Annotated in this window: 21 protein-coding genes; 5 read left to right on the forward strand and 16 right to left on the reverse strand. The window is 64.5% G+C overall.

Annotation, left to right across the window (positions count from 1 at the left end; all coding sequences use genetic code 11):
- Nucleotides 1-21: 21 nt before the first annotated feature.
- Both ftrA and Q8L25_RS19150 read left to right on the forward strand, forming a co-directional pair.
- Nucleotides 22-993 (forward strand): transcriptional regulator FtrA, encoded by a 972-nt coding sequence (gene ftrA / locus Q8L25_RS19145; RefSeq protein ID WP_308920886.1) that lies wholly within the window; start codon nucleotides 22-24, stop codon nucleotides 991-993.
- An 81-nt stretch (nucleotides 994-1,074) separates the two neighbouring features.
- Nucleotides 1,075-2,148: a poly(3-hydroxybutyrate) depolymerase gene (locus Q8L25_RS19150; RefSeq protein ID WP_308920887.1), complete on the forward strand. Its 1,074-nt coding sequence runs from the start codon at nucleotides 1,075-1,077 to the stop codon at nucleotides 2,146-2,148.
- A gap of 17 nt (nucleotides 2,149-2,165) precedes the next feature.
- On the opposite strand, the gene Q8L25_RS19155 is transcribed toward Q8L25_RS19150, so the two are convergent.
- From Q8L25_RS19155 to Q8L25_RS19190, 8 genes are all read right to left on the reverse strand, one after another.
- A complete protein-coding gene (locus Q8L25_RS19155) occupies nucleotides 2,166-3,452 on the reverse strand; it encodes a DUF445 domain-containing protein (protein WP_308920888.1) in 1,287 nt (428 codons plus the stop codon).
- 87 nt (nucleotides 3,453-3,539) lie between these two features.
- Nucleotides 3,540-4,937 (reverse strand): amino acid permease, encoded by a 1,398-nt coding sequence (locus Q8L25_RS19160; RefSeq protein WP_308920889.1) that lies wholly within the window; start codon nucleotides 4,935-4,937, stop codon nucleotides 3,540-3,542.
- 505 nt (nucleotides 4,938-5,442) lie between these two features.
- The gene (locus Q8L25_RS19165; protein WP_308920890.1) at nucleotides 5,443-5,583 is read right to left on the reverse strand and encodes a hypothetical protein; all 141 of its coding nucleotides are present in this window, start codon (nucleotides 5,581-5,583) and stop codon (nucleotides 5,443-5,445) included.
- A 775-nt stretch (nucleotides 5,584-6,358) separates the two neighbouring features.
- Complete coding sequence (locus tag Q8L25_RS19170) at nucleotides 6,359-6,658, reverse strand: hypothetical protein (RefSeq protein WP_308920891.1); 300 nt, start codon at nucleotides 6,656-6,658, stop codon at nucleotides 6,359-6,361.
- Nucleotides 6,659-6,891: 233 nt separating this feature from the next.
- Complete coding sequence (locus tag Q8L25_RS19175; RefSeq protein WP_308920892.1) at nucleotides 6,892-7,131, reverse strand: hypothetical protein; 240 nt, start codon at nucleotides 7,129-7,131, stop codon at nucleotides 6,892-6,894.
- 138 nt (nucleotides 7,132-7,269) lie between these two features.
- Nucleotides 7,270-7,749 carry a hypothetical protein gene (locus Q8L25_RS19180; RefSeq protein ID WP_308920893.1) on the reverse strand — a complete coding sequence of 160 codons (480 nt, stop codon included), beginning with the start codon at nucleotides 7,747-7,749 and terminating at the stop codon, nucleotides 7,270-7,272.
- 174 nt (nucleotides 7,750-7,923) lie between these two features.
- A complete protein-coding gene (locus Q8L25_RS19185; RefSeq protein ID WP_308920894.1) occupies nucleotides 7,924-8,463 on the reverse strand; it encodes a hypothetical protein in 540 nt (179 codons plus the stop codon).
- A gap of 75 nt (nucleotides 8,464-8,538) precedes the next feature.
- On the reverse strand, nucleotides 8,539-9,519 hold the full coding sequence (locus Q8L25_RS19190) for a LysR substrate-binding domain-containing protein (protein WP_308920895.1): 981 nt from the start codon (nucleotides 9,517-9,519) through the stop codon (nucleotides 8,539-8,541).
- A 70-nt stretch (nucleotides 9,520-9,589) separates the two neighbouring features.
- On the opposite strand from Q8L25_RS19190, the gene Q8L25_RS19195 reads away from it, so the two are divergent.
- Nucleotides 9,590-10,582 (forward strand): MBL fold metallo-hydrolase, encoded by a 993-nt coding sequence (locus Q8L25_RS19195; RefSeq protein WP_308920896.1) that lies wholly within the window; start codon nucleotides 9,590-9,592, stop codon nucleotides 10,580-10,582.
- A gap of 11 nt (nucleotides 10,583-10,593) precedes the next feature.
- Here the strand turns inward: Q8L25_RS19195 and udk are convergent, their stop codons facing one another.
- From udk to fabF, 3 genes are all read right to left on the reverse strand, one after another.
- On the reverse strand, nucleotides 10,594-11,235 hold the full coding sequence (gene udk / locus Q8L25_RS19200) for a uridine kinase (protein WP_308920897.1): 642 nt from the start codon (nucleotides 11,233-11,235) through the stop codon (nucleotides 10,594-10,596).
- Nucleotides 11,236-11,289: 54 nt separating this feature from the next.
- The gene (locus Q8L25_RS19205) at nucleotides 11,290-13,629 is read right to left on the reverse strand and encodes a hypothetical protein (protein ID WP_308920898.1); all 2,340 of its coding nucleotides are present in this window, start codon (nucleotides 13,627-13,629) and stop codon (nucleotides 11,290-11,292) included.
- A 77-nt stretch (nucleotides 13,630-13,706) separates the two neighbouring features.
- Nucleotides 13,707-14,975 (reverse strand): beta-ketoacyl-ACP synthase II, encoded by a 1,269-nt coding sequence (gene fabF, locus Q8L25_RS19210; protein ID WP_308920899.1) that lies wholly within the window; start codon nucleotides 14,973-14,975, stop codon nucleotides 13,707-13,709.
- Nucleotides 14,976-15,165: 190 nt separating this feature from the next.
- Here fabF and Q8L25_RS19215 point away from each other — a divergent pair, with 190 nt between their 5' ends.
- Nucleotides 15,166-16,194, forward strand: coding sequence for an AraC family transcriptional regulator ligand-binding domain-containing protein (locus Q8L25_RS19215; RefSeq protein ID WP_308925760.1), 1,029 nt, complete (start codon nucleotides 15,166-15,168; stop codon nucleotides 16,192-16,194).
- A gap of 6 nt (nucleotides 16,195-16,200) precedes the next feature.
- Here Q8L25_RS19215 and Q8L25_RS19220 read toward each other — a convergent pair whose 3' ends face one another.
- Together Q8L25_RS19220 and Q8L25_RS19225 are read right to left on the reverse strand one after the other, a co-directional pair.
- Nucleotides 16,201-16,716: a hypothetical protein gene (locus Q8L25_RS19220; protein ID WP_308920900.1), complete on the reverse strand. Its 516-nt coding sequence runs from the start codon at nucleotides 16,714-16,716 to the stop codon at nucleotides 16,201-16,203.
- 285 nt (nucleotides 16,717-17,001) lie between these two features.
- Nucleotides 17,002-19,065, reverse strand: coding sequence for a TonB-dependent receptor domain-containing protein (locus tag Q8L25_RS19225; protein ID WP_308920901.1), 2,064 nt, complete (start codon nucleotides 19,063-19,065; stop codon nucleotides 17,002-17,004).
- A 192-nt stretch (nucleotides 19,066-19,257) separates the two neighbouring features.
- Here Q8L25_RS19225 and Q8L25_RS19230 point away from each other — a divergent pair, with 192 nt between their 5' ends.
- Nucleotides 19,258-20,169 (forward strand): AraC family transcriptional regulator, encoded by a 912-nt coding sequence (locus Q8L25_RS19230; RefSeq protein ID WP_308920902.1) that lies wholly within the window; start codon nucleotides 19,258-19,260, stop codon nucleotides 20,167-20,169.
- A 9-nt stretch (nucleotides 20,170-20,178) separates the two neighbouring features.
- Here the strand turns inward: Q8L25_RS19230 and Q8L25_RS19235 are convergent, their stop codons facing one another.
- From Q8L25_RS19235 to Q8L25_RS19245, 3 genes are read right to left on the reverse strand one after another with little or no spacing between them, the layout of a single operon-like run.
- Nucleotides 20,179-21,900 carry an ABC transporter ATP-binding protein gene (locus Q8L25_RS19235; RefSeq protein WP_308920903.1) on the reverse strand — a complete coding sequence of 574 codons (1,722 nt, stop codon included), beginning with the start codon at nucleotides 21,898-21,900 and terminating at the stop codon, nucleotides 20,179-20,181.
- Nucleotides 21,887-23,650: an ABC transporter ATP-binding protein gene (locus Q8L25_RS19240; RefSeq protein ID WP_308920904.1), complete on the reverse strand. Its 1,764-nt coding sequence runs from the start codon at nucleotides 23,648-23,650 to the stop codon at nucleotides 21,887-21,889. The genes Q8L25_RS19235 and Q8L25_RS19240 overlap by 14 nt, the downstream gene beginning before the upstream one ends.
- A complete protein-coding gene (locus Q8L25_RS19245; RefSeq protein ID WP_308920905.1) occupies nucleotides 23,643-24,902 on the reverse strand; it encodes an MFS transporter in 1,260 nt (419 codons plus the stop codon). The genes Q8L25_RS19240 and Q8L25_RS19245 overlap by 8 nt, the downstream gene beginning before the upstream one ends.
- Between the last annotated feature and the right edge of the window lie 8 nt (nucleotides 24,903-24,910).

The following is a 24,910-nucleotide window of genomic DNA, read 5'->3' on the forward strand; positions in this document are numbered from 1 at the left end:
GAACTGCGGTAACATTGCGCCATGAACAATCATCTTGTTGTAGCTCTCGCGTATGACCGCCTGTGCACGTTTGAATTCGGCTGTACCGTCGAAATTTTCGCCCTCGACCGCGCAGAGCTGGGTGTGCCCTGGTACGACTTTGCCGTCTGCGCGGCCGAGCCGGGGCCTATCCGCGCCATGGGCGGCATTGCCGTGCAGGCGCCGTATGCGCTCGATCTGCTGGATCAGGCCGACACCATTGTGATTCCCGGCTGGCGCGATGCCGACGAGCTGCCGCCGGCGGCCCTGCTGGACAAGCTGCGCGCGGCCCATTTGCGCGGCGCGCGCCTGTGCTCGATCTGCTCCGGCGTGTTCGTGCTGGCGGCGGCCGGCGTGCTTGACGGCAAGCGGGCCACCACGCACTGGCGCTATGCCGAACGGCTGGCGCAGCGCTATCCGGCGATCGACGTGGCGCCGGACGCGCTGTATGTGGATGAGGGCAACATCATCACCTCGGCCGGCTCGGCGGCCGGGCTGGACATGCTGCTGCACCTGGTGCGGCGCGACCATGGCGCGAAGATCGGCAATATGGTGGCGCAGCGCCTGGTCACGGCGCCGCATAGGGAAGGCGGCCAGGCGCAGTTCGTGCCGCGGCCGATGGCAAAAGACGAGGCCGGCCGGCTGGCCGCCTTGATCGACTGGCTGCGTGCGCATCCGGCCTTGCCGCATACGGTCGCCAGCATGGCCCGGCGCGCCTTGATGAGCCCGCGCACCTTGCAGCGCCAGTTCCAGGACGCCACCGGCATGGGCCCCGTCGGCTGGCTGATACGCGAGCGCGTGGCGCTGGCCAGGGACTTGCTGGAGTCGCCCGCCACGCCGATGGCGCAGGTGGCCGAGCTGGCCGGCTTTGGCTCGGAAGAATCGCTGCGCCGGCATTTCCGGCGCATCGTCGCCACCAGCCCGGGCGCGTACCGGCAGCGCTTCTGCCATGCTGAGATGGTTGCGAAAAAATAATTGCCATGCCTGTCACAATGGCTCATTTACAATCACCAGGCCATGCTGGTTCCCGACGATGACCCCGATTGAAAGATGACCATGATGAAGCTCACTCTGTGTGCAATCCCCGTTTCCCTGGCGCTGGCCGCCATGCCGTTTTCCGCAGCGGCCCTCAATGCCGCGCCGCTGCCCGGCCTGGGCGCCGACCTGGGCCAGGCTTCCGTTTCGGGCCTGTCGTCGGGCGGCTTCATGGCGGCGCAGATCGCCACCGCGTATTCTTCCGCCATCAAGGGCGTGGGCATTATTGCCGGCGGCCCCTATGATTGTGCCTCGACCTATCCCGACCAGCCGCCGCTGCAAAATGCGATGAGCGCCTGCATGCAGCCCGCTTCGGCGGCGACGGCGGCGGACGCCGCGGTGTCCTGGCGCAATGCCCAGCGTTATGCGCAGGAAGGGCTGATCGATCCGGTGGCCAACCTGGCGCGGCAGCGCGTGTATGTCTTCAGCGGCACGGAAGACCGGACCGTGCGCACCATCGTCGTCGACCAGGTGGAAAAATACTATCGCTTGGCGGGCGTGGCCCCGGCAGCCATCGCCTACAGCAAGAATGTCGCCGCCGGCCACGCCATCCTGACCGACCGCCCCGAGGACGGGCCCTGCGCCGCCACCCAGGCGCCGTATATCAACAACTGTGGTTTTACCCAGTCGCACGACTTGCTGCGCCACCTGGCCGGCACGGGCAGCCAGCCACCGAACCTGGGCCAGCCCATGGGGGAACTGATCCGCTTTGACCAGAACGAATTCGTCAAGGGCAGCCGCAGCAGCATGGACGACAGCGGCTACGCCTATGTGCCGCGCGATTGCCGCGAGCATGCCTGCGCCGTGCACGTGGTGTTTCATGGCTGCCAGCAGGGCGCGAGGCGTATCGGTGCCCGTTTTTACGCAGGCACCGGCTACAACCAGTATGCCGACAGCAACCGCCTGATCGTGCTGTATCCGCAGGTGCGCGCATCGAATGGCATTCCCGTCAACCCGCAGGGCTGCTGGGATTTCTGGGGCTATTCCGGCGACAACCCTTCCAGGCCGGACTTCCAGACCCGGCAAGCGCCGCAGATGGCGGCCGTGATGGCCATGGTTCGCCGACTGGGGCAGGCCCGCGCGACAGCGCGGTAAACAAGATCAGCGGCAGGTCAAAATGCCTGGCTGACGGTATGGATCAGCAGGCCCGCCAGCCCGCCCACCACGGTGCCGTTGATGCGGATGAACTGCAAGTCGCGGCCGATCGCCAGTTCGATGCGCTCGCTCATCTCCTCGCGACTCCACAGGGCCAGCCGGCTTTCGATAAAGGCGCCCACTTCGCCGCGGTAGCGGCGCACCAGCGCGCTGCTGCCAGCGACGATGGTGGCGTTCAGCCACCCGCTGGCCTGCGCATCGCTGGCCAGCACCTTGCCGGTATTTTCCGCGATGCCGGCAATGGTGCGCGCCAGCGCGGGCTGCTCGCTGTCGAGGTCCGCCTGCAGGCGTTCGACCAGGGTATCCCAGGCTTCGCCCAGCATCGCCTGCACCTTGTCGCTGGCCAGCGCCTGCCGCTGGTAGTGGCGGACGGTGTCCTGCCAGCGGGCGTCGCTTTTCAGGTGCAGCGCGCTGTCGGCGATCCAGCCAGACAGGCGCGCGCGCATCGGGTGCTGCGGGTCGGCGCGCACGGCGACAACGAATTCCTGCAGCGACCTGATCATGCGCGCCTCGTACAGCACCATGGCCGCCTTGAGCAGCTTGTTTTCAATATGGAAGGCGTTCAGCGCGAAGTCGCCGATGGCCGCATGGTGGCTTTCGTCGGCCAGGTAGGCGGCGCCCTGGTCGAGCACGAAGTCCAGCAGTTCCTGCGGCTTGCCGTCGGCGATCAGCGCATCGATGCAGTCGGCCGCCACGCTGGACAGATTCAGCTCGCCCAGGTAGCCGGTGGCTTTACGGCGCACCAGTTCGCGCATCTGCGCATGGTCGAGCATGGCCAGCAGTTGTTTTGCCACCCGGGCGGCGGAGTGGCCCAGTTGCTCCGCGTGGCGCGGGTCGCGCAGCCAGGCGCCCAGCAGGCCGGCCGGATTGGCCCCGGCGATGCGCTCGGCGATGCCTTGCTCGGTAATGAAATGGTTTTCCACGAACGCGCCCAGGCTCTGGCCGATGCCTTCCTTGCTGTTCGGGATAATCGCCGTGTGCCAGATGGGAATGCCCAGCGGGTGGCGGAACAGGGCGACCACGGCAAACCAGTCGGCGATCGCGCCCACCATCGATGCTTCGGCGAACGCCTCCAGGTAGCCCCAGGCCGGGTGGCCGCCACGTTGCGAGCGGGCCAGCGCAAACAGCAGGGCGGCGGCCACCAGCAGGCCGACGGCCACCCACTGCATGGTGCGCAGGCGCGCGCGCTTGAGCTGGTCGGCTTTCTTTTCCAGCTGTTCGATCAGGGCGGGGGCGGGGTGCATGGCGAACTCTCTGCAAATAACAAGAGTGCCATCATAACTGCGGCGCGCGACAAGGGCTGTCGCGTACGCCGCAGGGGTACAACAGGGTCAGGCTTTCGGATGCAGCAGCGAGCGCCGGCGGGCGTAGCCGAAATAAATCGCCAGGCCGATCGCCAGCCAGATGCCGAAGGCAATCCAGGTCACCAGGCTCAAATAGCTCATCAGGGCCACGCAGAAAATCACGGCCAGCGCCGGAATCACCGGCACGCCCGGGCAGCGGAAGGCGCGCGGCAGGTCGGGACGCTTCTTGCGCAGTACCACCACGGCGATCGCCACCAGGGTGAACGCGGCCAGGGTGCCGATATTGATCAGTTCAGCCAGAATGTTCAGCGGGATCACGGCGGCGATCAGGCCGAACACGATGCCGACCAGCCAGGTGGCGAAGAACGGCGTCTGGAAGCGCGGATGCACGGTCGACAGGCGGGCCGGCAGCAGGCCGTCGCGCGACATGGCGAAGATGATGCGGGTCTGGCCGAAGGCCATCACCAGGATCACGGTGGTCATGCCGAGGATGGCGCCCAGGTCGACAAAGCCCGCGATCCAGTTTTCACCCGCATATTGCAGCGCCAGCGAAACAGGGTGGTCGACGCCGAGGAATTTCTGGTACGGCACGATGCCCGTCATGATGGCGGACACCACCACATACAGTACGGCGCACACGGCCAGGGAACCAATAATGCCGATCGGCAGGTCGCGCGACGGTTTCTTGACTTCCTCGGCGGCCGAGGTGACGGCGTCAAAGCCGATAAAGGCAAAGAACACCAGCGCCGCCGCGCTCATCACGCCGTTCATGCCGAAGGGCATGTAAGGCTGCCAGTTGGCCGGCTGCACATGGCGCGCGCCAAACACGATAAACAGCAGCACCACGCCGATCTTGATGGCCACCATGATGTTGTTCAGGCGCGCCGATTCGCGCACGCCCCAGCCCAACATGGCGGTGAGCAGCAGCATGATCACCAGCGCCGGCAGGTTGATCCAAGTGGACACGCCGGGCAGCGCACCGGGCGCGGCCGTCAACTCCACCGGCAGCACGATACCAAAACCGGCGATCAGCGACTGGAAATAGCCGGACCAGCCGACACAGACGGCAGCGGCCGCCAGGCCGTATTCGAGCAGCAGGTCCCAGCCTATCATCCAGGCGGCCAGCTCGCCCATGGTGGCGTAGGTGTAGGTATAGATCGAGCCGGCCACCGGCACGGTGGAGGCGAACTCCGCATAGCACAGCGCGGCAAAGCAGCAGGCCACGGCCGCGATCACGAACGACAGCGACAGGGCAGGCCCGGCCGTCAGCGCGCCGGTGCCCGTCAATACAAAGATGCCGGTGCCGACGATGGCGCCTATGCCCATCAGCACCAGGTCGAACGGCCCCAATACCTTGGCCAGTCCGCCCGGTTTCCTGCTGTGGGCGATCATGTCGTCCAGATTCTTGGTTCTCAATAAGCTCACTGTCACTCCCGTGCGTTTTTATAGTGGTTTTGTCATCGTGGCCGCCTCGTGGGTGGCCAGGCGAAGGCAGATTCTAGCGCAGGGGAGGAAAGTTATTGAAGGAAATGTGGGAAATGGCGTGTGGGCTTGTTTATTTTTGCAGTGAGTGTGAAGCTTGAAAAACAGCGGGCCGGAGTGACGCGGACCTGAGAAAATGCCGATGGCGGTGTTGCAGTTTCCTTGCCGACCATGCGTACTGTCTGCGTCGCTGCGCCTTGCCTTCGACATTTTTCAGGCCCGCTTGGCCCGGTTATCCTTGGCTGTAGGCTTGGGCCTAAACAGGTTTTACTTGTATGTGTTTTTTGTAGGGATGACTTGTCTATTCGATGATTGTCTGCTTTCGCACCAAAGCGGACTCACAGGGCATAGATGTCCAAAGTAGCGGTGACCTGCGCTGTGCGGCTTTATCGCCCAGCGTACAGTGCGTGCAGGAAACGTGGTCGACCGCCGGGTTAACGCCGCCCTATTATTTACTTTTTGGAGGATTACTAGATTTGCTAGGTTTGAGAGATGGTGTATTTCCTAGTGTGGTTTTGTTATCACGGCGGAGCTGATCCGGCTGCCCTGTTGATTTTGCTATCGGCTTTGGTCCTGGTTTAAGCGTCATGAATGCTCTCCTTTGTGGTTCAAAAATTACAGTTTGTGCTTACCTTCCAACGTAAAGCGGACGTTAAAATGACGCCTTTGAGATTTCCAGTATGACGCAATAACACACTTTAAGCTATCTTCACCGGGCTAAAATGGACTGTGGTGAACTTTAGGCGTCCCAACGTCATGAGCATTGTCTGCTTATGGCCGTTGTCAGTCGACCAGCTTCCCATCCTGCCAATATTCATATACTGCGCCAGCCGTCTCGACATAGAAAATGATTCGGTCGTTCAGCACTTCCAAACTTATGACCGAGGGAGCAACACCTCCAACCGAAGCTACTTCACAATTGGAGTTTGCGGGTAGAAGAAATTCCACGGCTCACGGCTCAATTACAAGTAGAAGTGTTGCGCCAGAGGTATTTTTTAGCTGAATCGAATCGCAATTAGCCATACGTAATCCCGAAAATCGTTATAAATATTTTCCCACGTGGCCGTCCGGTAATCGCCGAACCCAGCTATGGCCGGCTGAAGAAAAGCCTGAAGTATTGTTGTTTAAAATCACTTCAATTGTAGAGTGCCAGCATTGGTAGGCAACACATGAAGGCAAAAATGTCAGTCTTGGATGGACTGGTCGTCAACATATGCATCAGGTTTGGGTAAAAAATCGGTAAACAGATACGCTATGCCCAACTCGACTGCCGAAGCGTGCGCGTAATCGCCGCCTCCCGAACTCCAGAGATATAACTCAGCGCCCAACCCGGCCGTTCGTGCCTAATGACAATACGTAAGCGTCTACAGGTCCAGGGCTGGAATCCGATTGAGGAACTTCGCGTGAAAAGTACCTTCACGCGAATATGAAGACGCAAAGGTGACTTCGTAATCTGCGAGTGCCCATTGCCGGTCCGATATGTCGATGACTGTGCAAGTGCAGCCGAGAGGCGAAGGTAAAACAAATCCGCCTTCCAAGGTCACCCCTGTAAGTTCGATCCAGTTGAAACCCTCTAAAAACAGGCAGATCCTGTTTGGACTTTGGCTAGACGGTTCAATCTCAAGGTAGGCTTTCAGAACTTGCCCACTAGCTACTTCTATCATTCAACTTCCTCAAAATTCTCACTACAAGTTTACTCACGAAATTAGCGCTTTAGTTAAACATCAAAGGACCGCTTTTGGCCGGACCCGGCCGTTCTGCCCGGCATAGCAGGTTGCCATGATGAAAATCTAGCGGCTGCATCGAAGGGCTGGATTCGCCCCTTGGCGGACCTCGGAACGTTGCGAAAATTTTTCGGACGACAGCACGTCCGGATGATTGGATGGTCGAAGAAAATCTACTCCCTGAGACTCCAAAGAATCTCATCAATACCCATTACAGCTTTGTCGCCCTTGTCAAACTCTCCTGCGGCATATGCCGCGATACCTTCAGAGGTCAACTCTTCAAGCTTCGCAAGTAAGCGGGGATCTTTATCCCAATTTTCCCTCACAGCTGCAAACTTCAACGCGCAGCGATCTCTCTGCTCTTGACGCGTCTCTGAGGACTCATCTTCCGGTTGATCGGAATCGAAGCTCATAACAGTTACCGCTCCAGAGAAGACCGCCAACGTCTCATTCAATTTCGCCGTGGACATAATCGAACAACTTTCTTTTATCTTCCTACGTCATTGATCAGCAGCGCCGTCAGGTTTCTCTTCTGGCCGATCACTTACATTTCAATTCAAGAAGGCAGCGGGAGGCGACGAAGAGTGCAAACTTAAAATCGCCCTTAGCTCCATTCGACACTCGGCAACGGTACCGTAAATTCCTTGCTCGGCCAGATTCAACTCGTCTTCAATAGAATCAAACAGGCAGTATAGCTCGGTGTTTTCAGCTGACCTGCCTGCCGACATCGCAACTTGCTTAGCTGCCGTTATCGTTCGCCAAAGGAGTTCCTCATCAGGCATCTCATGGAGCAAAATGTATAACAACCACCGACCGGCTATTTCGATGTTCGCGTCGCCTTGGACAGAATGTAGATCGCTAATCAGTTGGGGTACCGGCTTATTCCAGGATACCTCAATTATTTCATCTGGAGGCTCGTCCATCTTTTCGATTACCGATAACGCCCACGTGCGGACGACATCAGGCTTGCATACGCCAGCCTCAAGCCCGATGCGAAAAAACTGAGCACAAGTAGCTAATGACGGTGTCATAAGATCTCTCTGATGATTCTTGGAACGGGCCGCGCAATAAGCGGCCGTCCTGTATTGGCCGATAGCGGCACCAGAGCATAGCGGATGGCAAAGCAGAAATCCCACACATTGTCACCATGCTGTAAATTGCGGCTCTTCGCTGTCCAGCGATTGGTTTCCTGGGCGCGCGTCGAATTACCGCTTTTCCTTGTTAATCTGCTGCAAAAGCTTGAACGCCTCATGCTCGATCACCGGCTCGGCCTCATCGAGCTCCTTGCTCGCCTTGACATAGGCGGCGCGCTTGCGCTCCTTCTTTTCTTCGGGCGGCACGGCCTTCGTGGCGCCCGGCATGATCAATTGCGCACCGGAGTTGTACTTCTTGTAGATGACCTGCTTGCCGTAAGCGGTGTTGTAGTAGCGGTTCATTTCGGTTGCGGTGTCGGCGGAAATGGCGCTGGTCAGCGCTGGCGCCAGGCGCTGATACACTTCAGCAGGGGCAATTTTGTCGAGCTTGGCGAGCACCGCCTGTTTCTGCGCTTCGTTCGGGTAGCGGCTGCGGGCGGCCACGCCCTTCAGCACTTTTTCTATCTGCATCGCGCCCAGCAGATCCTGCACGGCTTTCAGGTGTGTCGCGTTGGGAGCCGCAAGCGGCGCTGCCGGTGGCGTGGCGGCGGCAAATGCCGGGGTGGAAAAGACCAATGACAGACCCAGTACGGCTTGGACGGCAAACTTCATAAATTCCTTCAGGACGAGGTTGTGAAAGCATTACGCGCGGTGATGCGCAAGGAAATGCAAACTGGTGTTGTTTCGCTATTTTTGCACATTTTCTTCTGATAACTTTAATCGCGCATCAGGAGCGCCGGTGGCAAGGCGTGGCGCGATTTCCCTGACGATGTCGCAGACCCACTGGACAAACATGTCCTTGTCGCGCGTCGCGTGGGAAACGACGGCGATCTCGATGGTGGGCAGCTCGAGTGGAATGGCGGCGGACAGCAGGCCGAAATCCTTTTCCCATAGGGGCGCCAGGCCGCCCGGCACTGCCGCGACCGCGTCCACGCGCTGCAGTACCCGGGGCAGGGAGGAGAAATGCGGGCTGGTATGGACCACATTGCGCGACAGCCCGAGCGTGGCCAGGGCCTTGTCGACGCGCCCCTCGAACGCCCCCCGGTGCGAGACGAGCAGGTGTGGCAGGCCGATATATTGTTCCAAAGTCATTTTTCCGCCGCTACCGATGAGCTCGGGGCGCCCGACGCAGCGAAACGTCATCGATGCCAGCGCCATGCGCCGCTGCCAGGGCGGTCCCTGGTCGAATGCGCCGATGGCAAGCTCGATTTCCTCTTGCGCCAGCATGTCCGAGACCGTATAAGGGTCGGTTTCCAGCACCCGTACCCGCACATTCGGCGCTTTGCGGCTGAGCGCGGCCAGCAGCGCTGGCAGCAGCCAGGTGTCGATCCAGTCCGGCATGCCGATGGTGAGCGTCCCGGACACGGTCAGCGGATCAAATGACGGTGGCTGGAACAGGGCGACGTGCATGTCGGACAGCGCCTGGCCCACCTGACGCTCCAGTTCCAGTGCGCGCGGCGTGGGCAGCATCCCCGTACCTGTGCGCACCAGCAGTTCGTCGTCGAACAGGCTGCGCAAGCGGGCCAGGGCGCCGCTCACCGCAGGCTGGCCCAGGTGCAGGTGCTCGGCGGCCCGCGTGACGCTGCGCTCGCGCAACAGCACCATCAGCGTGACCATCAGATTGAGGTCGACGCCGCGAAAATCATTTTCACTGATATTGGTGATCATAACAATCGATTTGTATGATTATGCAGGGGCGCTTATCGTAACACCGTCCCACCACCACCCAGGAATTATCATGTTCACTCAACTCTTCAATGGCGCTGCCATCCGCCGTGCGCTCGTGTCCACCTCACTTGTCGTCCTCGCCACGAGCGGGACCATCATCCCGGCGATGTCGCACGCCGCCGCTCCCATGGCCGCCACCGAGGCGCCAGGCTATTTCCGCATGATACTGGGCGCGTTCGAAGTGACCGCGCTGAGCGATGGCACGCTCGACTTGCCGGTCGATGCACTGCTGTCCGCCGACGCACGCCAGACCCGCGCCGATGTCGCCAGCCTGCATCTCGAGGTTCCGCTTGAAACATCGTTCAACGCTTACCTGATCAACACGGGCGAGAAACTGGTGCTGGTCGATACCGGCGGCGGCGCGCTGTTTGGCAGCCGGCTAGGCCAGCTGGCCCGGCATATCGAGGCGGCCGGCTACAGGACGAGCCAGATCGACGAGGTATTGCTGACCCATCTGCATTCGGATCATATCGGAGGATTGATGTCGGACGGCCAGCCGGCATTTGCCAATGCGACCGTGCGGGCTGACGAGCGGGAGTCCGGCTATTGGCTGTCGGCCGAGGCCAGGAAGAGCGCGGCGGCGAATGACTTGCAGTTTTTTGATGCGGCTGCGGCTTTGTTGACGCCGTATATCACGGCTGGAAAATATCGGCCATTCAAGGCAGGTAGCCAGGTCGTGCCGGGCATCTCCGCGGTCTCCGCGGATGGCCACACCGCAGGCAGCACGGTGTATCAGGTCGAAAGCCAAGGCAGGCGCTTGTTGCTGATCGGTGACCTGATACACGTCGGACCGGTGCAGTTCAAGCGGCCCGACGTCACAATCGCATTCGATGTCGACCGCAACGCCGCGCGCGCTACCCGGGTGGACGTGTTTCAGCGGGCTGCCGTATCCGGCGATCTGCTGGGCGGCAGCCACCTGCCATTCCCTGGCCTTGGGCACCTGCAAGCCAAGGGCCAGGGCTTCCAGTGGTTGCCGCTTGATTACACCACGAAGGTGAAATAACGCCCTGAAAATCAGGACCGCTTCGACTGGCCGATAATGCTGGCCACCTTGGCGGTAATCATGTCGACCGCCGGGCCGTTGGCGCCATGCGGCAGGATGACATCGGCGTTGCGTTTGGTCGGTTCGATGAACTGCTTGTGCATCGGGCGCACGGTTTCCAGGTATTGTTCGACCACGCTTTCCACCGAGCGGCCGCGTTCGATGATATCGCGTTGCATGCGGCGGATAAAGCGCACGTCGGAGGCGGTGTCGACAAAGATCTTCAGCGACATCATGTCGCGCAGGTCTTCGTCATACAGGGCAAACAGGCCTTCGATCACGATCACCGGGGCCGGCTTGACGGTAATGGTCTTGTCGGAGCGGTTGTGCAGCGTGAAGTTGTATTCCGGCATTTCGATCGATTCGCCGTTGCACAAGGCGCGCACATGCTGCACCAGCAATGGCCACTCGAAAGCCTGTGGATGGTCGTAATTCTGCTGGGGGCGCACTTCCGGCGCGAGATGGGTCTGGTCGCAGTAGTAATCGTCCTGCATCACGACCGACACCATGTCGGCGCCGAACGAGGCCAGCACTTGCTGGGATACGGTGGACTTGCCACTGCCGCTGCCGCCAGCAACACCAATGACAAAGGGAGAGTAGGAAATTTTATTCATCCCGCATGATACCGGAACCGCGGGCGAACCGACAGGGACCGGCTGATATCGCCATCACACTTCCCACTGGAATTTGACAGTCAGCGCCTGGTTGGTGACGGTCGGCGCGCGTGTTTTGTCGCGCGAATAGCCGACCGACATCGAGCGCCCGTGGCGCCACAGGTGGCGGTACAGCAGCGAGCGGTGCAACTGCTTTTCGGCCCACGGTTCCAGTGCGCTGACGCCATCGTCGCGCCGTTCGCCGGCCGTGTTCTGCGCCAGCAGGCGCAAGGAATCGGCTGGCGTGAAGTGCAGCATGGCCAGCACCCGCCAGCCGGTGTCGGTAAACGCCGGCTGGCCCAGGGTGCCTTGCACCCAGGCGCGGTTCCAACGTTGGTCCAGTTCCACCGCCCAGCCGTTGGGCAAGGCGTGGCGCCAGCCCAGGTTCAGCGTGACATTGCCGCCACGGCCGACCCGGTCGGCGTCGACGTCGAGCTGGCGTCCCAGGGTCACTTCCGCATTCAGTTTGGGCAGCCAGGACAGGGGTGACGATTCGAAGCCGAAGTGCACCGCGGGCGTATCGTGCAGCCGGCCCAGGCGGTTGGCGCGCTGCTGGTCGAAGCCCAGGTTGGCCCAGAAATTGAGCTGGCGCGGGCCACGGAACCAGACGCCGGGCTGCAGCTTGCGCTCCACCACCTGGCCGCCGGCCTGGCCTGCAACGCGGTCGCCGACGGTGCGGATCTCGTGCAGGCCCAGGTGCGCTTCCGCCTCGTACAAGTCCAGCGCCAGCCCGTTCCAGGCCGGGCGCTGCGCCCCCAGGCGGCGGTTCAGGTTGATGTCGACCTTGAGCACGCCCGTTTGCGGCACGAAGCCGTTGTCGTTGACAAAGCCGCCGCTGCTGGCCTCGAAGGCCGCGTCGTTCCACCAGGCGTCGCTGATATGCGTGAATTTGCCCCAGCCATAAACGCCGCGGCGGGTGGCGGCGCGCTGTGCGGGCTGCGCATCTTCCGCCAGCGCGACATTGCTGTTCGACTGCATCAGCAGCCACGCCGCCTGCTGGCCGTCGCCGCGCCACTGGCCGTCCAGGCCGAACACCGTATTGGCGCCGGCGCGGCCATTATCGTGACTGTACCCGCGCTGCGAGGCAAAGGCACCCAGCAGCAGGCCATCGCCATGCCAGCGGCCGCGCACCAGGCTGGCCAGGGTGCGCGTGGTCTGGTCGTATTGCGCCGTTTCATACGGGCCGCCGCGCAGCACCACGCCGCCCGGCTGGTCGCGCAAGCTCATGGCCGTCGCGTCATGCCGGGCCGAGCGCCAGGTGGCACGCAGTCCCCATTCCGGATCGGCCACGGTGCGCGAATAAAAGGCCGCCAGCGGCAGGCCCAGCACGTCGGCGCTTTCCAGGAAAAATCCCCGTTTTTCAGGCAGGCTGAGGGCAATCCGGCTGGCGCCCGACGACGTCGGCTCGTCGATTTCCACCTGCGAGTAATCGGGATTGAGCGTGCCATTGAAGACCCAGTCGGCGCGCGGGCGGGCATTGACCTCCAGGCCCAGGCTGGCGCGGTTGGCGCGGCGCCGCCCGTTAGCATCGTCGTCGCGGGTAGAACGCAGGGTCAGTTCGGGTTTCAGGTCCAGAAAGGCCCTGTCGCGCACGCCGGCCACCGTGGCGCCCATGCCGTCTATCTGCTGCAGCACCGCGATATGGCTCAGGGCGTCGCTGGTCAACGGCGTGCTGGTCAGCAGCAGGCCGCCCGCATGCGGCACGCTGCGCTCGATCATGGCGCACCAGGTCTTGCCGCCTTCGTAGGGGAAACGCAGGTTGGACAAGGGCCAGCGCACTTCCATGCTGTAGCCGTCGTCCAGCAGCTTGACGGCGGCGTCGATCGGAAAGTCCGGTCCCAGGTCGGACAGGTCCTCGTCGGCGCGGTACATGCCGTCGCTGATCACGCCGGCCGTATTGATGCGCACGAACTGCGCCGCGCGGCCATGGCCCGTGGGGTCGAGCCAGATGCCGACAAAGTCCTGATCAAGGCCCACCTTGTCGCGCCGCGCCAGCGCGCCACGGCGCTGCTGCGGCGCGTCGTCCCAGGCGCGGATGCCGAACACCAGCGCGCCATCGGCCACCAGCAATTGCACCGTGGTGCGCAGCTGCGGTGGCGCGGGGCGGCCGTTTTCGGGCAGGTATTCATAAAAGGTGTCATATACGGGCGCATGGCGCCAGGCGTCGTCATTCAACGCGCCGTCGAGTTGCGGCGGCGCGCCCGCAGTCACCAGCGCGGGCAGGGCGGTGGCCGCAGGCACGTTGGCTTCAGCCGTGGCGGCCACGCCGGCGAGCACCAGCGCGGACAGCAGATTACTGGTCTTGTAGTGATTGAAGATGGATGGCACCGTATCCCTTGCAGTCGATGCAGCCATGCGCGCGGGTGCGGCATGGCTGGGCCGCAAGTGTAAGCGAGGTCATGTTTAATAAGCAAGTGCCGTCGCGGCCGGGATCACAGCCGGCCGAATACCAGGCTGGCATTGACGCCGCCAAAGCCGAAGCCATTCGAGATGGCGTAATCGGTGGCCAGTTTGCGCGCCGCGCCGGTGACGATGTCGAGACCTTCAGACGCCGGATCGGGCTGCGCCAGGTTGAGGGTGGCCGGCGCCAGCTGGTCGCGCAGGGCCAGCACGGTGAAGATCGCTTCCACGCCGCCGGCCGCGCCCAGCAGATGGCCGGTCGACGATTTCGTGGCCGAGACGGCGGGGCCGCTGCCGCTGCCAAAGATCGCCCTGATGGCGGCCAGCTCACTCATGTCGCCGACCGGCGTGGAGGTCGCATGGGCGTTCAGGTGGCCGATCTGTTCGGGGGCGATATTGGCCTGCCGGATCGCCAGCTGCATGGCGCGCCGTCCGCCGGCGCCGTCTTCGGGTGGCGACGTCATGTGATAGGCGTCGGCGCTGGTGCCGTAGCCCAGCAGTTCGGCAATCGGCGTGGCGCCGCGGCGCAAGGCGTGCTCCAGTTCTTCGATCACCAGCATGCCGGCGCCTTCGCCCATCACGAAGCCGTCGCGGGCCATGTCGAAGGGGCGCGATGCCTCGGCAGGGCGGTCATTGAAGCCGGTCGACATGGTCCTGGCGGCGGCAAAGGCGCCGAAGCTGACCCGGTCGATGCAGGCCTCGGCACCGCCGCACACGGCGATATCGGCTTCGCCGGCGCGTATCAGCCGTGCCGCGTCGCCGATGGCTTGGGCGCTGGCGGCGCAGGCCGTGACGGGAGCGCCCAGCGGGCCGCGAAAGCCGTGGCGTATCGAGATGTGGCCGGCCGCCATATTGGCCAGGAAGTTGGGCACTGTAAACGGCGACAGCCGTTTCGGGCCTCGGCCATCGGTGGTGCGCACGGCGTCGACAATGGCGCCGAAGCCGCCCACGCCGGAGCCGACGATGGTGGCCGTGCGTTCGCGCGCGCTGTCGGTGTCGGGCTGCCAGCCGGCCTGCCGCAGGGCTTCCTGCGCCGCGGCCAGCGCGAACATGGTAAAGCGGTCCATTTTCTTGAGGTCTTTCGCTTCCACGGCGAGGGCAGGGTCGAAGCCCCATGGACATTCGGCGCTCAAACCCGGCACGACGCCGGCAACCTTGGCGGCGATGCTGTCAGTGAGGTCATCAGGTAAAGCCACCAGTCCCGACTGCCCATCGAGCAGGCGGCGCCAGGTGGCTTCAACGCCGTTACCCAAGGGCGTGACCATGCCCATGCCCGTCACCACTATGCGTCTTGTATTCATTCATGCTCCTGTTTGAACGATGCCGCCATCTGAATCGTGATGGATGGCGATAGGCAAAATGCGCCATGCAGCAGCCATCCCGCATCGCCGCCGGCGTGGAAATCAGGCCTCAGTATAGGCAGATAAGGCAGGTGTGGTTGCCACATCGCGCCAATGAATATGCAAACTGCGCCATAATGGTGGCACGATGATGCTCTCCGTGCAAAACTCCCTGACCGTACCCGCGCACTTTTTGCACGGCATGCTGCACTGGGTGCGCGTCCGTCATGGAGAAACGGCGGTGGCGCGGGTACTCGCCGCCGCCGCCATTCCCGCCGCGTTCCTGCATCGGCCCGAGGCCCGGCTGACGCGCCAGCAATACGTGGCGCTATACCGGAGCGTCGCGGCGACACTCGACGACGAGATGCTGGGCCTGTGGTCGCGGCCGATCCGCACCGGCACCTTGAAATACCTGATGCTCAGCCTGCTCGATGCACCGACCGTGATGGTTGCCCTGAACCGGTTTGTGCGTTTCTGGAATTTGCTGCTCGACGATTACCGGCTGCACATTTCCAGCAAAAATGCGCTGCTGCGGCTGGCCCTGGTGGAACGGGCGCCTGGCACGCCGGTCGCGCCACTGGGCCATGTGCTGATGATGAAGCTGATCCACGGCATCGCCTCGTGGCTGCTGGGTCGCGAGATCAGCCCGCAGCGGGTCGAATTCAGCTTCGACCGGCCGGAACACGTGGACCAGCATGGCTTGCTGGTTCCGGGCGAGGTGCGCTTCAATGCCGGCATCACCAGCATCCACTTCGCCTACGACGATTGCGCGCAGCAGTTCAAGCGCGAGAAGCACGAACTGTGGGCCTTCCTGAAACGCGCACCGGAAGACTGGACATTCAGCGCCGTGCATGGCGCCTCGATGGCGGCCAGGGCGCGCGAATATCTGGAGCGGCGCCTGGCGCAAGCGGTGACGATACAGGACCTGGCGCAGGCCTTGCACACCACCGTGCGCACGCTGAACCGGCGCTTTGCCGAGGAAGGCACGCATTTCCAGGCCGTCAAGGACGCGCTGCGGCGCGATATCGCCATCCATCGCCTGGCCAATTCGAACACCAGCGTGGCGGCGCTGGCGTTTGACCTGGGCTACGCCGACGCCACCGGTTTTTGCCGCGCCTTCAGGCAGTGGACCGGCAGCAGCCCGGCCGCTTATCGACAGGGTGCGCGGCAGGGCGAGTAGGGCCCGTTACCGCGCCTTGTTTGCATCCACCTGCGCCTGCACACCCCGAAAATACGCCAGCGGCCGCGCTATCGTCACGCCCATCAGGGCGGCGGCCTGGATGATGTCGGCGGTATCGCGCCGGTACACGATCAGCGCATCCATATTGTCGGTACCGGAACCCTCGATCCAGATCAGGTCATAGCCGCCTTCTTCCACCGCGCGCTGCGCCAGTTCGCCATCGAGCCATTCGTAATAGGGCAGCACGCCACGCTCATGATCCTCGACCAGTTCGTAAGGAAAGTCGGGAAATTCGTCGAACATCTCCTGGATCTGCTCATGCAGCTCGTCGATCTTGTCGCTCGAGGCGATATAGCCGCCCAGCTGGTCGATGATCTCCAGCGCGTACGCGTGTGCATCGCTGGTCACCCACTCTTCGTCGGCGTTGGCGGGCGCATTGGTGATGGCGGCGACGGCGTCATCGAGTTCCTCGCCTTCGAGGTCGCCGCAGGTCAGGCGGGTCAGCAGTTCGGACAAGAGCATGGTTGCCTTTCAAGTGTTTGCCGATGGCCGGAGCGGCCAAGGTGGGCAATATTGATTGAGAACGTGGCAAATGCTATCACTGATTTTCCCCGGCTGGCGGCCTGCACGCACGCCACCGCATGCGCCCAAGTAACCCCCAATAAATTCTTGTGATTTCTGACTTCCATAACCGGCGCTCTGCTGTGTTGCCAACTGCTAGCAGTGCTCGCACTGCGTCGCAGTTGACGCCTTGCATAGCATCCGGTTCTGTTCGTCATAACTTCACAATAATTTCCTGACGATTACTTAGAACGCGCGTCTGGCGCGCACGCCCCAGGTGCGCGGTGCGCTGGCGACCACGATATTGTTGGCCAGCGCGCGCGTAAAGTAGCGCGCGTCGGCCAGGTTGTTGCCATACACGCCCAAGGTCCATTTGCCTGCGTGGTAGTCCAGGTGGGCGTTGCTCATGGTGTATGCCGGGTTGACGGTGGTGCTGGCCGGGTACAGGTTGGACTTGCCCTGGCGCGTGACGGTGGCGCCCAGTTCCCACTGCGGTGCGGGCTGCCATTGCAGCCCGGCGCCCACGCTGTGGCGCGGCGTATTGGCGAACTGCTGGCCCGCGTAATCGACCGCGCCCTTGCGGTATTCGTCGTATTCGGCGTGGGCGATGGCGGCAAATGCATTCAGGGTCAGCGTGGGCGCGGGGCGCAGCAGGCCCGTCAGTTCCAGGCCCTGGCTGTGCGAGCGTCCTGCGTTGTCGATGCGGCTCTGGCCGTTGGTGTCCGTCACCGTCACCTGCTGGTCGCGCAGGCGCGTGTGGTAGACGGTGGCGGCCAGTTCCCAGGCGCGCCGTTCGCCGCGCAGGCGGTAGCCCAGTTCCACATGGTTGCCGTATTCGGGCCGGTAGGCGGTGCCGGCCGCGTCGGGTGCCGTCGCATACAGGTTGAAGCCGGATGCCTTGTAGCCGCGCGCCACGGTCAGCCAGCCGAATTGCGCGCCATCGGGTGTGAACTCCAGCGTCAGGCGCGGCAGGGCCACCGTATCGCGCGCTTTCGCATCATTGACGACGGTGGTGGCGTCGAACGGCGTATCGGGCATGCCGTCGCCGTCGCTGTCGAACAGGCCGGCCTGGCGGCTGCTCCAGTCCAGCTTGCGCCTGTCGTGCTGCAGGCGCAATGCGCCGGCCAGGCGCCAGGCTGGCGCCAGTTTCCAGCCCAGCTCGCCGAATGCGGCGGCGCTGCTGCCTTTCACGCCGGCCGTGGTGCCGCTCAGGTAATAGGGCATGGAATCGAAGTCGTACGGCGAATCGCGCGTGATATGCGCGCCGAACACGCCGGCCAGCCAGTCGAGCCGGCCTTCGCCGCCCGACAGGCGCGCTTCCAGGCTCCATTGCACGTTCTTCATGTCGTAGCCGGTGCGCGCCTGGAAGGTGGAGCGGGGCAGCCAGTAATTCCATTCACTCTGGCTGGCGCCGGCCGTGACGGCCAGCCGCGTGTTGCCGGCCAGCGCGCGCGCATATTCGCCCGACAGCAAGGTGTATTTGACGTTGTTGGTACCCGCGTCGCCCGCTTGCGAGCGGTGCTCGCGCGCGTCCGGTGCTGCCGCAAAGTAGTCGTTGCCGCCGCGCATGTTGGCGTGATGCAGGCCCAGGCGCCAGGTGCCGCCCGCGTCGTCGCGGTGCAGCAGCTTGATGCGTGCAAAGGCACTGTCCCAGCCGCCCGTGTCGCTGCGCCCCAGGCGCGGATTATCGATAAAGCCGTCGGCCGACTCGCCGCCGGCGGCGATGCGCACGGCCGATTTCTCGCCCAGCGGAACGTCCATCGCCAGGCTGGCGCGGCGCCGCTGGCCGCTGCCGATATCGAGCTGCGCGTTGCCGCCCAATATCCGGCCCGGATCGCGTGAGCGCAGCGCCACCACGCCGCCCATGCTGCTCTGGCCGTACAGCGTCGATTGCGGGCCGCGCAGCACCTCGAGCTGTTCCAGGTCGAACAGCTGGCCCAGCACCATGCTGTAGATGGGTACGCCGTCGAGCATCACGCTGGTGCTGGTGCTGTCCGATTCGTCGTCGGAAAAGCCCAGCCCGCGTATCGTCAGCGACGGCGTACTGCGCGTGAAATTGGTCAGATACACATTCGGCAACTGCTGCGCCACCTCGCCCAAGGTTTCCAGGTGGGCCTGCTCGATGGCGTCGCCGCCGAGCACGTTGACGCTGGCCGGCGTCTGCATCACGCTGCGGCCGGCCTTGCTGGCGCTGACCAGCACCGACGGCAAAGTGGCGTCATCATCGCCCGGCGACGATTGCGCCAGCGCGAAGGCGGGGGCGGCGAGCAGCAGGCACAGGGTCAGCCGGGGAGGGAGGGGTGCGGACATGGTTTCCTTGTTGGCGGAAGTGAAAGAAGAATCCATGGTAATCAGCACCTCCGGCGCGCGCCGCCCCGATCCGGTCCGCCAACGTCCGAAGCGGGACTCTTTCATCTGGCGTCAGGTTTGCATTGTAAATAGGAATCATTATCATTAAAATGTGGCGATGCACCATCGCATGGCAAGCTCACAGGGGATGCAATGTATGAACTGAAATCGTCCGAATTCTTTGACGGGCCGCCCGCCGGCGTGGCCCATCCGCCCGGCACGCTGGTGCGCACCGTCGACGTGCGGGAGGGCCTGGCCGTGTCGCTGGTCTCCTTGCGGCCGCAGCAGGCATTCCAGGTGGCGACCGTCAATGACAGCGACCACCTGCATTTCAGCTGCCAGTTGCGCGGCATGACGGAGGTGGCGGTGCAGGGCGGCGTGGGACGCGAACCGCGCCAGTTGCATGCCAACAGCCTGGTGGCCAGTTGCGCGCCGGGCGAACGCTTCCAGCTCAATTTCTACCCTGTCGGCTATGGCAACGTGGAGCTGCGCATCCGTCCCGATATCCTGAGCCAGCTGGCCGGCGACGAATACGGCGGCGTGGGCGAGCGCCTGCAAGGCGCGGGCTTCCTGCACCAGCAAGGTGGCCACGCGCGCGCGCGGGAGGCGGCCCTGAAGCTGGAACAGCTGCTGAGTTGCCCGCAGCCGTCGCGCCTGCTGGTACATGCGGCCACGCTGGAGTTCCTGGCCTGGAACCTGCAGGCACTGCAGGGCAGTGATGACGGCGCGGCCCAGCCATCGGCGCGCGAACAGAAGCTGCTGCGCGCCGCGCACGAGCGGCTGCTGGCCGACCTCAGCGATCCGCCGACCATCGAGCAGCTGTCGCGCGAGGTCGGTCTGAACCAGCTGAAGCTGAAACGCGGCTTCAAGGCCATGTTCGGCCTCAGCATCTACGCCCTGTTCCAGCGAGAGCGCATGGGCCGCGCCAAGGCGCTGCTGGACCGGCACGGCGTCAGTGACACGGCGGCCATGCTTGGCTACAGCAACATGAGCCACTTCAGCGCGGCATTCCGCAAGCAGCATGGCGTGCTGCCCAGCCAGGCCAGGCGCGGCATGCTGGCCTGAGCCGGCGTTCTAGGATTGCTGCGCTTGCCACAGTTCAGCATACAATCCATCCTGTGCCAGCAGCGCCGCATGGCAGCCCCGCTCGACGATGCGGCCCGCGTCCAGCACCAGGATCTGGTCCGCATGGCGCACGGTCCGCAGGCGGTGGGCGATCATGATCACGGTGCGTCCTCGCGCCAGCCGCGCCAGCGCCTGTTCGATTTCATGCCGGGCTTGCTGATCGACCGAGGCCGTCGCTTCGTCGAGCAGCAGCAGCGGCGCGTCTTTCAGCAGGGCGCGGGCGATCGACAGACGCTGGCGCTCGCCGCCGGACAGGCGCTGGCCGTTCTCGCCGATGCGGCTGTGGTAGCCCTGTGGCAGTCGTTGTACGAAGGCGTCGCAATACGCGTCGCGGCAGGCAGCCATCACTTCCTCGTCGCTGGCGCCGGGGCGGCCGATGCGCACATTGTCGAGCACCGTGCCGTCGAACAGCTGCACCTCCTGGAATACAAAGCTGAGCTGCTGGTACAGGCGCTCGCTGCCCAGCGCGCGCAGGTCCGTGCCGCCCAGGAAAATCGCGCCTTCCTGTGGATCGTCGAAGCGGGCCAGCAGGTGCAGCAGGCTGCTCTTGCCGGCGCCGGACGGGCCGACGATGGCCGTCACCGTGCCCGGCGCCGCCTCCAGGCGGATATCGCGCAAGGCCCAGGCCGCGCTGCCTTCGTAGCGCAGGCCCACGCCGTCGAAACGCAGTGCGTGGTTGCCGGGCGCAAGCACCGCCTCGCCCTGCGGCATGGGCGCTTCGGCCAGCAGCGCTTCGAGGCGCGCTTCGGACAGGGCCATGAAGCGCAGTTCCGACAAATGGGCGGCGATATCGTGCAGCGGATCGATCAGTTTATAGGCCACCAGCACGAACAGCAGCCAGTGCCGCTGCGTTGGCGCATCGTGGCCGGCCAGCCATGCCGCCGCCAGCAGCAATAGCACCAGGCTCAGCTCCACCGTGTAGCGGTAGGCCTGGATCGGGCCGGCGCCCCAGGCCTCCACGCCCAGGCTGGCGTTGCGCAGCCGGGCAAAGCGCGCGTCGAGGCGCCCGACCCACTGTGCGGCGCGGCCGTACAGGCGCAAGGTGCGCAGGCCGCCGATGAATTCCACCAGCATGCCCGCTGTCTCCCGCTGCAGTTCCTGCTTGTGGCGGCCGGCGGCGGCAAAGCGGCGCCGCGCCAGGTTGAGCAGCCACAGCGCCAGCGGAAACGTCAGCGCCAGCGTGGCGGCAAGGCGCCAGTCGGCCAGCAGCAGCACCGCCAGGTACAGCAGCGGCACGGCGCAGGCGGCCACCAGTTCGCCGACCAGGTGCGTGAAAATATCCTCCACCCGCTTGACATCGTCCGTCAGCAGCGACGCCAGTTCGCCGCTGCGCCGCCCTTGCACTGCAGCCAGCCGCAGGCGGCTCAAGTGGCCCAGCGCCTGTTCGCGGTAGCCTTTCATCAGTGCGTAACTGCCCAGGAAGCAGTGCAACTGTCCCCAGTAGGAAAACAACAGCTGGGCGCCCAGCAGGCCGGCCAGCAGCAGGCAAAGCAGGGGCAATGAGCGCAGCTGGCCGGTGGCCGCCAGGTCGGCCAGCCACCACCAGGCGGCAAAAAAGGGGGCGATGGCGAACGCGCGTTCGAGCACGCGCAGGGCCAGGCCCAGCAGCATGCGGCGCGGCGTGCGTCCGCTGCGGCGTATCACGCGCCTGAGCATCTCAGTGACAGACATGGGCAGCGTCTCCGTTGATGTGCCATCGTTCGCTGTCGAACTGGCGTTGCCACAATTGGCGGTACAACTGGCAGTCCCGCAGCAGCGCGCCATGCGTGCCGCTGGCGACCAGGCGGCCGCCATCCATCACGAGGATCTGGCTGGCGCCCGCGACGCTGGCCAGGCGGTGCGCGATGACCAGCACCGTTTGCCGCGGGTAGCTGGCGCGCAGGGCCTGGTAAAAGCGCAGTTCGGTGCGGCTGTCGGCAAATGCTGTCGCTTCGTCGAGCAGCAGGATGGGCGTGGCGGCCAGCAGCGCGCGGGCAATCGCGATGCGCTGGCGCTCGCCGCCGGAGAGGCGCACGCCGCGTTCCTCGACATGGCTGTGCCAGCCGTCCGGCAGCGCATCGACGCAGTCCAGCACCTGGGCCACGCGCAGCGCCTCGCGCACTTCCACGTCGCTCGCCGTTGGCCGGCCCAGGCGCAGATTGTCGAGCAGGCTGCCGCGAAACAGAAAGGCCTCCTGCGTTGCCAGCGCGACCAGCGCGGTGCGTGCGGTGTCGTCCAGCGCGGCCAGGTCCACGCCGCCGGCCAGGATGCGCCCGGATGTGGGCTGCAGCAGGCCGGCCAGCAGGGCCGCCACCGTGCTCTTGCCCGCACCCGAGGGACCCACCAGCGCCGTCATGGCGCCGGCAGGCAGATGCAGGCTGAAGCCGGACAGCAACGGTGACGCTTCATGAGAGAAGCTGACGTGTTCGAGGCGCACGTCCGGCGCCTGCGCCAGCGTGGCCGGCGTGGCACCGGGTGCCGCCGGCGGCAGGGCTGGCAAGCGTCCGATGCGCGCCAGGCTGGCCTCGATTTCACGCCACTCCGACGACACCCTGACCACCTTGAACAGGGGCTTGAGCATGCCGGAGCCGAGCACCAGCGCCAGTACCAGCTGCGGCAGGCTGATGGCGCCCGCATCGAACAGGTACAAGCCGGTGGGCAGCAGGGTGACGATATTGGCGCTCAACAGTACCATGAAGGCCGACCAGCCGGGTACCGTCAGGCGCGTGATGCCGCTCATCAGCGATTCATATGCCTGCAGGCTGTCGCGCATGCGCGCAAAGGAGCGGGCATCCTGGCGGCAGGCCTTCATGACGGGCATGCTGCGCACATATTCGATGGTGGCGCCGTGCAGCTCGTCGAGCGCCGTATTGAATGCCGCCAGATGGCCGCCCAGGCCGCGCATCATCAGCGTTTGCAGCAGCAGCGCGAACGGCACGGTGGCCAGCGCGGCCAGCGCCAGGCGCCAGTCGAGCGCCGCCAGCAGGCCGGCCACCAGCAGCGGACTGGCCAGCGCCGCCGTCAGTTCCACCGTATGGTGGGCGATGAACTGATCGAGCCGGTCCACGTCCTGCAGCACCAGCCGTTTCAGCTCGCCACTGCCGGCGCCATTGAGCCAGCGCAGCGGCACGCCCGCCAGTTGCCGCACCAGCTGGCGCCGTGTGTCGAGCAGCACCTGGAAGGCGGCGACATGGCTGAAATAATAGGCCGCGCTGTAGAGCGCGTACTTGAGCGCCAGTGCCAGTGCCAGCCAGCCGGCCAGGGCCAGCAAGGCGTCAGCGGCGCCCGGGGCCTGCACGGCCACGCCGGCGGCCTTTCCCAGCAGCCAGCAGGGCCACAGTTCGGCGCCGGCCGCGAGCGCGGCCAGGGTGATGGCCAGCGCCAGACGGCGCTGGTGGCCGCGCAGCAGGCGGCGCATCAGTTGCCGGGGCGTTTCAGTCATCCGTGCTCTCCAGTGTGGTGGCGCCGCGCCGTACCCACAGCAGCATGGCGATGGCCAGCAGCGCGCTGGCGGCGCCGACCAGCATGCCGGCGCCGTAGCCGGCGCGCGCGGCCAGCGCCGTGGCGGCCGAGGCGACCACGATCTCGCCCAGGGTTTGCGTGCTCTGGAAGATGGAAAAATCGGTGGCCGGCTGATCGCCCAGCTGGGCGTGGCGCATCAGCAGCGTGTACAGGCAGACGCTGGTCACGCCGATGCCGATGCCGATCAGGGCGGTGGCCAGCCACACCAGCTGTGTACTGGCGCCATGCGGGTCGTTGCCGATCAGCAGCCATAGCGCGCTGGCCCCGGCCAGCACCAGCAGGCCGGCCAGCAGCGCCGTCCAGCGCGCCAGCCGCCGCATCAGCACGGCGGCCAGCGCGCAGCCGGCCAGCACCATCACCGAGTTGGCCACGCCGGACAGGGCGGCGATGCCATTGGTGCTCCAGCCGGCATCGACCAGCACCAGCTTGGCCAGGCCGAACAGCACCGATCCTGTCAATGTGGCCAGCATGCCGGCCACCATCAGGCGCAGCGCCTGCGGACGGCGAAAAAAACCGCGCAGCGAGGCGTGGCGAGCGGTTGCCATCGGGGGGCCTTCGCGCCAGCGCCATACAGGTAGGCCGCACAGGACCGCGGCGCCAGCCAGCGCCAGCATGGCCGCCTGCTGGCCCACCGTGGCCACCGCCGCCAGCACGGCCGGCCCGCCCAGCAGCATGCCCAGCATGAAGCAGCCCACCTGCAGCGCGTTGACATGGGTGATGCCGCTGCCGTGCAGCACGTCGGCCGCCAGCCCATCGGTGGCGATATCCTGCGTGGCGCTGGCCAGCGAGGCCACCGCGATCAGCCACAGCAGCGCAGGCGCGTGTTGTGCGTCAAACGGCTGGAAGGCCATCGCGGCCAGACTGGCGGCCAGCAGCAGCTGCATCGGCAGTATCCAGCTGCGGCGCCGGCCCACGCCGGCCAGCCAGCGATTTTCCACCAGCGGCGACCAGCAGAACTTGAAGGCCCATGGCAGGCTGGCCAAAGGCACCAGGGCGATCATGTCCAGCGGCGCGCCGCCCTGGCGCAGCAACACGGGATAGGCCTGGAAAGCCAGGCCGATCGGCATGCCCTGGGCCTGGTAGAGCAGGGCGATCAGCCACAGGGGACGGCTGCGTGCGGAGGAGGCAGGAAAAAGGAGTGGAGAAAAAGGTGAGTCGGTTTGCTGCGTCATGGCGGCCT

Origin of the sequence: Janthinobacterium sp. J1-1 (genome assembly GCF_030944405.1) — a bacterium.
Taxonomy (GTDB): Bacteria; Pseudomonadota; Gammaproteobacteria; order Burkholderiales; family Burkholderiaceae_D; genus Janthinobacterium.